General features: G+C 39.1%; 10 protein-coding genes. 2 read left to right on the forward strand and 8 right to left on the reverse strand.

The genetic code is table 11. The features are described from left to right. Nucleotides 1-55: 55 nt before the first annotated feature. From AN161_RS01885 to AN161_RS01905, 5 genes are all read right to left on the reverse strand, one after another. A complete protein-coding gene (locus tag AN161_RS01885; RefSeq protein ID WP_053592695.1) occupies nucleotides 56-1,426 on the reverse strand; it encodes a HAMP domain-containing sensor histidine kinase in 1,371 nt (456 codons plus the stop codon). Next, nucleotides 1,426-2,097 carry a response regulator transcription factor gene (locus AN161_RS01890; RefSeq protein ID WP_053592682.1) on the reverse strand — a complete coding sequence of 224 codons (672 nt, stop codon included), beginning with the start codon at nucleotides 2,095-2,097 and terminating at the stop codon, nucleotides 1,426-1,428. The genes AN161_RS01885 and AN161_RS01890 overlap by 1 nt, the downstream gene beginning before the upstream one ends. Before the next feature lie 109 nt (nucleotides 2,098-2,206). Beyond that, on the reverse strand, nucleotides 2,207-3,304 hold the full coding sequence (locus AN161_RS01895; RefSeq protein ID WP_053592683.1) for a DUF5808 domain-containing protein: 1,098 nt from the start codon (nucleotides 3,302-3,304) through the stop codon (nucleotides 2,207-2,209). A 3-nt stretch (nucleotides 3,305-3,307) separates the two neighbouring features. Beyond that, nucleotides 3,308-3,703, reverse strand: a complete 396-nt coding sequence (locus tag AN161_RS01900) for a GntR family transcriptional regulator (RefSeq protein ID WP_053592684.1) — start codon at nucleotides 3,701-3,703, stop codon at nucleotides 3,308-3,310. Between the two features lie 78 nt (nucleotides 3,704-3,781). Further along, complete coding sequence (locus AN161_RS01905) at nucleotides 3,782-4,669, reverse strand: LysR family transcriptional regulator (protein WP_053592685.1); 888 nt, start codon at nucleotides 4,667-4,669, stop codon at nucleotides 3,782-3,784. A 128-nt stretch (nucleotides 4,670-4,797) separates the two neighbouring features. On the opposite strand from AN161_RS01905, the gene AN161_RS01910 reads away from it, so the two are divergent. Next, the gene (locus AN161_RS01910) at nucleotides 4,798-5,463 is read left to right on the forward strand and encodes an O-methyltransferase (RefSeq protein ID WP_053592686.1); all 666 of its coding nucleotides are present in this window, start codon (nucleotides 4,798-4,800) and stop codon (nucleotides 5,461-5,463) included. A 51-nt stretch (nucleotides 5,464-5,514) separates the two neighbouring features. Here the strand turns inward: AN161_RS01910 and AN161_RS01915 are convergent, their stop codons facing one another. The 3 genes from AN161_RS01915 to aceA form a co-directional block, all read right to left on the reverse strand. Continuing rightward, nucleotides 5,515-6,684 carry an alanine--glyoxylate aminotransferase family protein gene (locus AN161_RS01915; RefSeq protein WP_053592687.1) on the reverse strand — a complete coding sequence of 390 codons (1,170 nt, stop codon included), beginning with the start codon at nucleotides 6,682-6,684 and terminating at the stop codon, nucleotides 5,515-5,517. A gap of 313 nt (nucleotides 6,685-6,997) precedes the next feature. Further along, entirely contained in the window at nucleotides 6,998-8,596 is a 1,599-nt protein-coding gene (gene aceB, locus AN161_RS01920) for a malate synthase A (protein WP_053592688.1), read from the reverse strand. A 110-nt stretch (nucleotides 8,597-8,706) separates the two neighbouring features. Continuing rightward, on the reverse strand, nucleotides 8,707-9,990 hold the full coding sequence (gene aceA / locus AN161_RS01925) for an isocitrate lyase (RefSeq protein ID WP_053592689.1): 1,284 nt from the start codon (nucleotides 9,988-9,990) through the stop codon (nucleotides 8,707-8,709). A gap of 214 nt (nucleotides 9,991-10,204) precedes the next feature. On the opposite strand from aceA, the gene AN161_RS01930 reads away from it, so the two are divergent. Beyond that, a complete protein-coding gene (locus tag AN161_RS01930) occupies nucleotides 10,205-10,876 on the forward strand; it encodes a LytTR family DNA-binding domain-containing protein (protein ID WP_053592690.1) in 672 nt (223 codons plus the stop codon). Nucleotides 10,877-11,116 lie beyond the last annotated feature (240 nt).

Raw genomic sequence — 11,116 nt, forward strand, 5'->3', positions numbered from 1 at the left:
TTTCAACTTATTCAGCAGTCTATCGTGTGAACATGAACTTTACATGAACTCCTCATTACAACTTGGGTAAGTTGATACGAACGTTCGTACCCGAATCAATAACACTTTCCATTTGAACCGTTCCTCCATGTAGCTCAGCAATTTGCTTTACGATGGCCAGTCCAAGCCCCGTACCTTGCTTTGTTCTAGAGGCATCCACGCGATAAAAGCGATCATATGCCTTTTGTAATTGATTAGTAGTCATTCCTATACCACTATCCTTGACGAGTACTTCAACTGAAGTTGGAGATTCTTGCAAGTGAACATGAATTTCTCCACCTTCGACATTATATTTAATGGCATTCGTCAATAAATTATCCCAAACATTTTGCAATAGCCCCGCATCACCATCATATGTTACTGGTTCAATCTGGTATGATAATTGTACATTTGCCTCTTCAAGCTGCCAGCGATATTTTCTCACTGTTTCCTTTAATTGCTCATCTAGACGATAAGGTTCACGCTTTAATAACCTTGTAGATTGGTCGAGTGACGTTAGTAAAAGTAATTGCTTAGTTAATGTCGACATACGCTTCGTTTCTAGCTCAATAATCGTTGTATATTCCTGCCTTTCCTTGTCGGCCAGCAAGGGATTCTTTAGTAAATCTACATAGCCTTGAATATTCAACAATGGCGACTGAAAATCATGGGATACATTACTGATAAACTCTTTACGCATTCGATCATTTTCCTGTAATTTTTCTGTCATGACATTAAAGCTAACCGCTAATTGTCCAATCTCATCTGCTCGGTTTATATCCAGTAGCGTATCGAATTTTTCATGTGCAAGCTGATGCGTTGCCTCTGTTAGCTGTGTAATAGGACGAATTAGTGCCTTAGCAAAAAGTAGCATCGCCAATAGACTAAGTACTGTCATCACAAGAATTAGTCCGCCAAGTATCGTATGCACCTCAGAAAACAACAAGCGAATATCAGGTCTAATGAACAGTGCATACTGCTTATTTTCATAAGTGAATGGCACACCTATCGTATTAATTAACTCATTCGCAAAAAAGCCTGTTACAAATGTCTCTTTTGGAAAATCACGCATACCATGATAAATTTCCCCGTTTAAAACATGCTTGACTGTATTGGACGGTAGTGTTTTATCACGATACTCACCGCCGAAGAAATCTCCTTCGCTACCAGTTGTTGCATAAATTTGATAACCTATTTCACCAAGAGTCGTTAAATAATTATCTAAATCGTCAGGCTTTGAAGACTCAATGTATTTTGCCATATCCTGCGCAATTTTCACATTTTTAGCATCGTTTTTTTCCTTCACAACTTGATGATAATAAGTATTTGTCGCTAAAAAGCCGATACACAAGCTGCCGATCATAACAAGCATCGTCGTGACAACAAATTTACTATATAACGTTTTCATCATGCAATAACCTCAAGCTTATAGCCAACACCACGCACCGTTGTAATCTCAACACCTGATTCATAACGATGCAGACGCTCACGAATCCGCTTCATATGTGTATTTAAAGTCTGCTCATCTCCATCATAGTCATAGCCCCATACTTGCTCCATAATGAAACTACGTGTAAACACCTGATTCGGACGCGATGCTAGTAATGCCAGTAGCTCAAATTCCTTTAAAGGCAGAACAAGTGTATCTTCCCCAATGACAACTTCAAAGCTTCGACGATCGATGACTAGCCTGCCCACCTGGATTGTTACTTGATTTTTCTTATCTAGCCTACGCAATATGGCGGCAATGCGAAACAGCAATTCTTTAGGCTCGAATGGTTTGACAACATAGTCATCTGAGCCTGCCAAAAACCCTCGTTCCTTGTCCTCAAGCTCGCCCTTTGCCGTTAATAGCAGTACAGGGATATCGTAATCTTTGCTCAATGTTTCCGTTAATGTAAAACCATCCATTCCCGGCATCATGACATCCACAACAGCCAAATCAGGCAAGTTCCCCTCAAGTAGTTTAAGGGCCTGTTGTCCATTTTCCGCCTGTAACACCTGATAGCCCTCTCGTGTCAGATAAATATTCACTAGCTGTAAAATATGTACATCATCATCTACAACGAGAATTTTCATTCAAACCTACCTCCATCCAACCTGTTTCCAGTACACTGTTTTAACAAAAAAATCCGCTCCCATTCTCTGGACGGTCTGCAAGCCTTGCGTTTGTCGTTATCCGCAGGAGTTATAACGAAAAGAAAGAAATCAACAGCAATATTAGTAGTGGCAAACCAATTACGATATAGCCTCGTGGATTTGCAAAATTCATTGTCCAACCGACCCCAAAGCGTTTCTCGACAAAAACAGAAGGATCTTGACGGTTCATATAAATTAATCCGCCCTTCCAATAGCGATCCTCATCAACATCCATTACTTCTGAAGCGACATGATCTCCATATTTCACCCTCAGCTTGCGTTTTTTCCATGCGTAAACAAGTACTGAGCCAAGAACGAGTAATAAAAATAAAATAAATATTGGTAATAGCTTATTTCCTGCAGTCATCGAAGGATAGATATTGCTTAGCTGTAATACTGTAAATAATATAGTGAAGGCATAGCTTAATAACATTATGTTCCAGCTCATATATTTTCGACTTTTTAGCTGATCTTCCAATGATTCTTCCTTACGATTAACAGCCAATTTGATAGCCGACCGCTTAATGGAATCTACAATCCCCCACATCATACATTGGAACATTAGCATAATAAGCGGCAATGAAATCACAGTAAAATATGTTTTTCTTCTCCAAGAATCCGCTTCACCGCTAGGACCCCAGTGTACAGCAATATTGTTCGGTATTTGGTCATAATGGAGGAATGTAAAGATAATTAAAAACGCCGTAACACCGAAAGGGACTACATAAAATGGCCACGGAAGCATTTCATCACGACTACGTGCCGTTAAGTCAATTGCACGAACCTGTTTTATATTCAAACCCCATTGCTCTTGCTTTTTAAGTTTTAAAACTTTTTGATGATTCACCCAATATAGTGTCATACTGACTGCAAGCATTGCAAATAAGCAACCAAGCAGTAAATTACCTTGCATGAACCCTGACTGCGCAAATACATAGTAGCTGACAATCATAATGATTAAAAACATTACACCAGAAATCCCTACGATTTGAGCATAATGCTTTTTCATATTACGTAATATTGGATGTTTTACATTTTGTTCAGGTACAGTCACGCCAAAGATAATCGTTTCCCGTACTATAAACGGAACAAACACTTGTAAAGCTAATGTTATGATGTAGATAGTTGTAAAAACACCAAGTAGCATTTGCTACACCCCTTCTGCTGGTATATGCAAATCAGCAAATACCTTTTTCATCATGTACTCGATCTGCTCCACTGTTGCGCCGAGCACCATTCCTTCTGCCACAACAGGCTTTAAATTTTTTTCAATTTGCTGTAATTGTTCTGGTGTTAAGGGGCGCTCCTCCGTTGAACAAATAATAGCACCTGATTTAGCTCTGATTGTAATGATCCCCTTCTCCTGTAACTCATGATAGCTTTTATTAACAGTATGCATATTTACACCTAAATCTGCCGCTAAATTACGTACAGATGGCAAGGTATCACCTGGCTTCATATCCCCTCTTGCAATTCCTTCAATAATTTGACGCGTTACCTGCTCATAAATTGGTACGTCAGATTGTGGCTCTATTTCAATAAACATTAATATCATCTCCATATTTGTTATATAATTAATATAACAAATAATCATTTTTTGTACATAAAGAAAGGGATATTGCAATTACAAAGAGTTCTTAACAATTTCTATAAACTTTTGCACAAGTAAACTATGCCTTTCATTCTTTCTTGCACAAATTGCAATTTTATGTTTAATATGAACATCCTTTACATAAACTCTTGCCAATTGCCCACTATCAACATACTCTCGAACTGCTAGTGACGAAATAAAATTTGCACCATAGCCTGCCATTACCGAACGGATCGTTTCATTGATTCCATTAAACTGTAGTGCGATTTTAGGTGGTTTGACTTGATACGTTTGACATAAAGAAAAAAGATGCTCTCTCATGGAGCTTCCTTCCTCACGCATAATAAAAGGCTCTCTCATCATGTCAGCAAGTGAAATGGACTGATTTGCATAACGATGATCAGGTGCGACGACAAACCATAATTCATCCTCAAAAAGCTCCTCCCACGCTACTTCTTCCGGTCTTTCTAATATACCACCACCATAAATAGCAATATCAGCTTTATACTGTATTAACTGCTCAAAAGCATCTTTGGTATTAGTTGTCGTAATAACTAAATTAACATCTTCATTTTCCCCTTTAAAGGTAGTGGCCCACTTAGGGATTAGAAAGTTAGCTGGTAAGTATGTAGCAACTATATGTATTGTTCCTGCTTTAGCAAGACGATGATCTTCAATGAATGATTCAATATGTTCTTCAAGCATAACAAGGTTTTTCGCTTTTTCTGCCAAAGCTTCCCCAAATTCAGTTAATACTACGCCCCGTCCTTGCTGCTTAAATAATTGAACGCCAATCTCTTGCTCAAATTTTTTTATTTGACTTGAAACTGCTGGCTGACTAATACGAAGTAATTCTGCCGCTTTCGTGAAACTACCTGTAGTAGCAACTTGATAAAACAATTTTAATCCATGAATATTCACGATTCCACCTCACACCCATAACCTAAAGTTATAAATTAATAATAATAATATATTTTTATTATGATTCATTCTATCATACACTTTACATGCAAGCTTGCAGGAAAAAATGCGGAAACGGGGACTGTTTGATGACCAATTTAAATGTTTGGAATAATGTAGATGAGTACTTTATGGAAAAACTAATACCGGCAGACACAGAACTTGAAGCAGTATTACAAGCTAATAAAGCAGCAGGTATTCCGGAGATTGATGTATCACCTACTCAAGGCAAACTATTATATTTACTAGCTAAAATAAAAGGAGCAAAAAACATTTTAGAAATCGGAACACTTGGTGGCTATAGTAGTATTTGGATGGCCCGTGCTCTTCCGAACGAGGGTAAAGTTTACACACTTGAAATTGATCCCGAGTATGCCTCAGTAGCTAGGGAAAATATTAAAAGAGCTGGCTGTGAACATAAAGTTGAAATTATAGTTGGAAAGGCATTAGATACATTGCCTATTTTGAAAAAAGCAGGGCAATTATTCGATTTAATTTTTATTGATGCAGATAAGCCCAATAATCCACACTACTTGAAGTGGGCATTAGAATTGGCTAATTCAGGGGCAGTAATCATCGCTGATAATGTTGTGCGTAATGGTGCAGTGGTCGATGAAAAAAGTGAAGACGAACGGGTACAAGGTGTGCGACAGTTTATAGATTTATTGCAAGAAGAATCACGAATTGAATCCACTGCAATACAAACAGTTGGCAATAAAGGCTATGATGGCTTTGTGCTCGCCGTAGTTAAATAATCGAAAAAGGAGATGTCTCATGATTCATTCGAGACATCTCCTTTCAAATAGTTATTTCGTAACTATTGCTAATTTTTCTTTTAAACATGCAACAGCTTGTTCTATATCAACTGTGCATCCTAGTTCATTTAATGTTTCCCCTATCAATCTTACAGCCTCCTCAAGCATTGCAGGGGTTGTATTGCCCATATGCCCGATACGGAAGGCTTTTCCTGCTAAATGCGCTAGTGCACCAGCTACTATCACACCTTTTTCTGCAAGTTTTGCACGGAACTTCGCATCCTCTACTCCTTCAGGATAAAGTAAACAGCTAAGTGTCGGTGCAGCAACCGCTTCCTCGGCCAGTGCCACCATACCATACGTGGACAATGCAGCTCTTATTGCACAACCATATGCGACATGCCGTGCCTCTCGTTTTATAATGCCCTCTTCTAGTACAATGTTCATCGCCACATCATATGCATAAATTAAGTTTACCGGAGGAGTTGCAAAGTATTTCCCTGGATCATTCATTACCAGAATCCAATTTTTAATATCGCTATAATAGGCCGGAATCGAACCCAATGCCTCGCGTGCCTTTAAAGCAGATTGATTGAAGGCGATAATTGCTAAACCTGGTGGTACACCAATAGCCTTCTGTGATCCTGTTAACACAACATCCAATTTATAGTCAGGACGGCCATATTCCTTGCTCATATTTTCTTCAAGGGCAGCAGTCGCCACAACTCCATCTAAAATAACAAGTGCTCCAGCTCTCTTAATGATTGGTACTAATGCATCCAAATTGGATACTACACCTGTAGATGTATCGGCATGTGTAATCGTAACAGCTTTAAAATTTCCCTCTGTCAATTTTTCTTCAACTGCAGAAATTTCAACTTCTTTACCCCATTCAGCCTGTAGTACCTCTACATTAATATCGTAAGCTTTCGCTAATGGTGTAAATCGGTCACCAAAATAACCGTGACTAATAACGAGTAGTTTTTCTCCTTTACCGATTGTATTGACAATGGCCATTTCCATAGCAAGTGTTCCAGACCCGGCTATCACAAAAACTTCGCCATCTGTTTGAAATAATTTTTTTGTTTGTTCTATAGCACTTTTATATATTGAAACAAAACGTGGATCCGTGTGTCCCCTCGTTTCACTTGCTAAGGCATCATAAATCTCACCTACTACTGGAGTTGGTCCAGGAACTAATAATAATTCTTTATTACGCATTTTACGCTCCTCCTTAGAATGAAGATAAAAAAATGCCTTACAAGCTCCCCATCTAAGCCCGCAAGACATCTTTCACCCCTTTTAAATCTCTTTATCTTTATTTTTAAGTAGACCCCTTATAATTTGTAACCATGCTCATTTTTCAGTAAGGAATGGGGGAACAGACCCCGCTCGTTACGTCAGTGGAAAAATTGGGTGGACTCCATTCGAGTTCAGTCCACAACAATCTAGGAAAGTTGGATATGTTCGTTTAGTAGATTCTTATCTCAAATCAATTATGCCTCGGCATAATTTCAGCGATTGCTGAAAGAAGTTAAGCTAATTTTTCGTATCCCGGAAGCGTCAAGAATTCGGCAAATTCATCTTGCTCAATTAAAGATTTAAACAGCTCAGCAGCCTCTTCATAGCGACCGCCGTTATAGGCTTGTTCCCCAACAGCCTCTTTGATTTTCACAAGCTCTTCCTCCAAGATTTCTAGTACAAATGCCAATGTAATGCCACGACCATCATCCAAGATACCTTTTGAATGACGAATCCACTGCCATACTTGTGTACGAGAGATTTCTGCAGTTGCAGCATCCTCCATTAAGTTGTTAATCGGTGCGGCTCCATTGCCTCGTAGCCAAGAAGCAATATACTGAACTCCTACACTACAGTTAATACGAAGACCCTCAAGTGTAATTGTACCTTCTGGAACAGCTACTAAATCTTCCGCTGTAACATTTACATCCTCACGCTTTTTATGGATTTGGTTTGGTGTCGTCATAATCGCATCAAACTGCTCCATCGCCGTTGCAACCATACCTGGGTGCGCTACCCAAGTTCCATCATGGCCATCTGTTGCTTCACGACGTTTATCTTCTGCAACCTTTGCAAACGCTACAGCATTCGCATTGTCATCACCTTTAACAGGGATTTGTGCTGCCATACCGCCCATCGCAGGCGCATTACGTTTATGACATGTTTGAATACATAAAGAAGTATATGCCTTCATGAATGGTACAGTCATTGTTACTTGTCCGCGGTCCGGTAAAATGACATCAGGTTGATTGCGCAGACGTTTGATATAGCTGAAAATGTAATCCCAACGTCCACAATTCAGACCCGCTGAATGATCGCGTAGTTCATATAAAATTTCATCCATTTCAAATGCTGCTAAAATTGTTTCGATTAAAACAGTTGCCTTAATTGTCCCTTGTGGAATTCCAATATAATCTTGTGCAAAAACAAAGACATCATTCCATAAGCGTGCCTCTAAATGACTTTCAAGCTTTGGTAGGTAGAAATAAGGACCCGTACCTTGTGCCAATGCATTTTTAGCATTGTGGAATAAATACAGACTGAAATCAAAGAAACTACCAGAAATCGGTTCGCCATCCACTAGTACATGCTTTTCAAGTAAATGAAGACCACGTGGACGAACTAATAACACAGCTGTGTTTTCATTTAACTTATATGTTTTCCCATTGGATGCTTGTGTGAATTCAATTGTCTTATTAATAGCATCACGCATATTAATTTGGCCACCAATCATGTTTTCCCATGTCGGGGCAGATGCATCTTCAAAGCAAGCCATAAACATTCTTGCACCAGAGTTTAAAGCATTAATAACCATTTTACGGTCAACAGGTCCTGTAATTTCTACACGACGGTCTTGCAAATCTGCTGGAAGTGGTGCAATTGTCCAATCTCCCTCGCGAATATGCTTTGTTTCTAGTAAGAAGTCGAGTTTCTCACCTGCATCAAGACGCTTTTGACGTTCTTGACGAGCCTCTAACAGCTCTTTTCGACGAGCATCAAATTTTTCATGCAGGGCAAGAACAAACTCAAGGGCTTCTGATGTTAAAATTTCTTTTGTTTGCTCGTTTTGCTCCCCAACAATTTTAAGCTTACCTGTTGTTGCTTGTTCCATCAGTTGTTTCCCCCACCTTTGCGATATTAAGTAGTCATCCCCCGCTTTAGGAGGAGCGGAGGAGACAAATCTATGATTATGAATTTAGGAATTCGCGTACTTTACCAAACTTATACGAATTGTTCTGTTTCTGTAGAACCAGCCATTGCTGTTGTAGAAGAATTACCACCAGAGATAACTTGAGATACATCATCGAAGTAACCCGTACCTACTTCACGTTGGTGACGTGTAGCTGTGTAGCCTTTTGCTTCTGAAGCAAACTCAGCTTGCTGTAGCTTAGAGTATGCAGCCATACCATTATCTTTATAATCGTGTGCAAGCTCAAACATAGAGTGGTTTAATGCATGGAAACCAGCTAATGTTACGAATTGGAATTTATATCCCAATTTACCTAACTCGCGTTGATATTCTGCGATTTCTTCTTCTGATAGATTCGCTTTCCAGTTGAAAGAAGGTGAGCAATTGTATGCTAGCAATTTACCAGGGAATTCAGCATGAATAGCTGCCGCAAATTCACGAGCTTCCTCAAGAGATGGTTTAGAAGTTTCACACCAAATCAAATCTGCATATGGTGCGTAAGCTAAACCACGAGCAATCGCTTGTTTGATACCTGGTTTTGTACGGAAGAAGCCTTCTGGAGTACGTTCGCCAGTAATAAACTCAGCATCACGTGGATCGATATCAGCTGTTACCATATCAGCAGCGTCAGCATCTGTACGAGCGATTAAAATTGTATCTACACCCATTACGTCTGTTGCAAGACGAGCAGCAATTAAGTTACGAACAGCATTTTGTGTTGGAAGTAACACTTTACCACCTAAGTGACCGCACTTTTTCTCAGAAGCTAATTGGTCTTCTAAGTGAACACCAGCAGCTCCAGCTTCAATCATTCCTTTTACAAGTTCAAATACGTTCAGAGGTCCACCGAAGCCAGCCTCAGCATCTGCTACGATTGGAGCGAACCAGTCAAATTGATCTACACGTCCTTCAGCATGATCGATTTGATCTGCACGTTGTAAAGCTTGGTTTATACGCTTAACTACTGATGGTACAGAGTTTGCTGGATATAAGGATTGGTCAGGGTACATTTGACCAGAAAGGTTAGCATCAGCAGCCACTTGCCAGCCTGATAAATAGATTGCCTTTAATCCTGCTTTTACTTGTTGTACAGCTTGATTACCAGTTAATGCACCTAATGCATTAATGAACGGTTCTTCATGTAAAGATCCCCAAAGTCGAGCGGCACCCTTAGTTGCTAAAGTTTGTTCAAGTACAACAGAGCCCTGTAACTTAACAACCTCTTCAGCTGAATATGCGCGTTCAATACCTGCCCAACGAGGGTTTTCTGCCCATTGTTTTTCTAATGCTTGGATTTTTTCTTGACGTGTTGACATATTGAAATTCCACCTTCCCCTTTGTATACAATATACTCTGTTAAAAAACTTTTAATTAACTGTTCCATAACAGGTTTATTTGTTGTAAATTAATATATAACAGAACATCTGAATTTTCATTATTTTTAGATAAAATACCAAATTTTAATGATGAAACCGCTTTTTTTAGCGACGAAATTTGGTAAACTGTTTACAAACAAGGGGGATATTCACAATGAATAATGAGTTTAATTCTTTGCCAAAAGATATTTCACAACAGTTTATTTCAATGTTAAAAGACTGGGTTCCAGCCAATTCATCCATTGCAATTGCTGCCGAAAGCTCCTATATCTATTTTCATTCTGGACATCAAAACATCAACTTGGAAGTAGGTCAACAAGTACAATCCGGCAGCATTGCAGAGCAAGTACTACGCACAAGGAAACGGACAGACGCCATTTTAGATAATTCCCTATTTGAAACCCCATATTATGGGATAGGCTACCCGATAAATATTTTAGATGTGCCTGCAGCACTTGTTGTAGTATTACCTTCAGCCTTTACCGAAAAGAAATTAGAGCCCTTTCAATTTTTAACTGGAAGACAAGAAGAGGAATGGAATCCTGTTGCAATTGAAAAAATCTCTCATATTGAAAGCCTGCAGAAAAAAACGTGGTTTTATGTGGAGGGAGAACAGTTTAAAACGAGCATTACACTTAAAGAACTTCAAATACGTTTACCTTCATCTTTTATTCGTATTCATCGATCCTATATTGTTAATATTCATTTCATAAAAAAAATGGCCCGTGATCTTACTTCTAATTTTATTGTCACTCTAAAGGATGGAAGTGAACTACCTGTTAGCCAATCTTATTTAAATAATCTTAGAAATGCCCTTGAATTTTAGTGACATCCGCATTCATCTCACCACCTTCAGAGGCGAGAGTCTGTAGCTGCCGCTTTGCTTTCGCTACACAAGATAAAAGGCTGTCCTATACATTTGTTGTATAAGACAGCCAAAATTTTTTTAAAAAAATAAAAAAGCCTGAGAAAAAATTCTCAGACTTTAGATTGCCTAGCGACGTCCTACTCTCACAGGGGGAAGCCCCCAACTACCATCGGCGCTAAAGAGCTTAACTTCCGTGTT

Source organism: Lysinibacillus sp. FJAT-14222, assembly GCF_001278875.1.
Taxonomy (GTDB): Bacteria; Bacillota; Bacilli; order Bacillales_A; family Planococcaceae; genus Lysinibacillus; species Lysinibacillus agricola.

Coding starts and splice junctions, on each gene's coding strand:
- AN161_RS01900 (WP_053592684.1), bottom strand. CDS start 3,703: ATGTTTATTGAAATAGAGCCACAATCTGACGTACCAATTTATGAGCAG.
- AN161_RS01890 (WP_053592682.1), bottom strand. CDS start 2,097: ATGAAAATTCTCGTTGTAGATGATGATGTACATATTTTACAGCTAGTG.
- aceA (WP_053592689.1), bottom strand. CDS start 9,990: ATGTCAACACGTCAAGAAAAAATCCAAGCATTAGAAAAACAATGGGCA.
- AN161_RS01915 (WP_053592687.1), bottom strand. CDS start 6,684: ATGCGTAATAAAGAATTATTATTAGTTCCTGGACCAACTCCAGTAGTA.
- AN161_RS01895 (WP_053592683.1), bottom strand. CDS start 3,304: ATGCTACTTGGTGTTTTTACAACTATCTACATCATAACATTAGCTTTA.
- AN161_RS01910 (WP_053592686.1), top strand. CDS start 4,798: ATGACCAATTTAAATGTTTGGAATAATGTAGATGAGTACTTTATGGAA.
- AN161_RS01885 (WP_053592695.1), bottom strand. CDS start 1,426: ATGAAAACGTTATATAGTAAATTTGTTGTCACGACGATGCTTGTTATG.
- aceB (WP_053592688.1), bottom strand. CDS start 8,596: ATGGAACAAGCAACAACAGGTAAGCTTAAAATTGTTGGGGAGCAAAAC.
- AN161_RS01930 (WP_053592690.1), top strand. CDS start 10,205: ATGAATAATGAGTTTAATTCTTTGCCAAAAGATATTTCACAACAGTTT.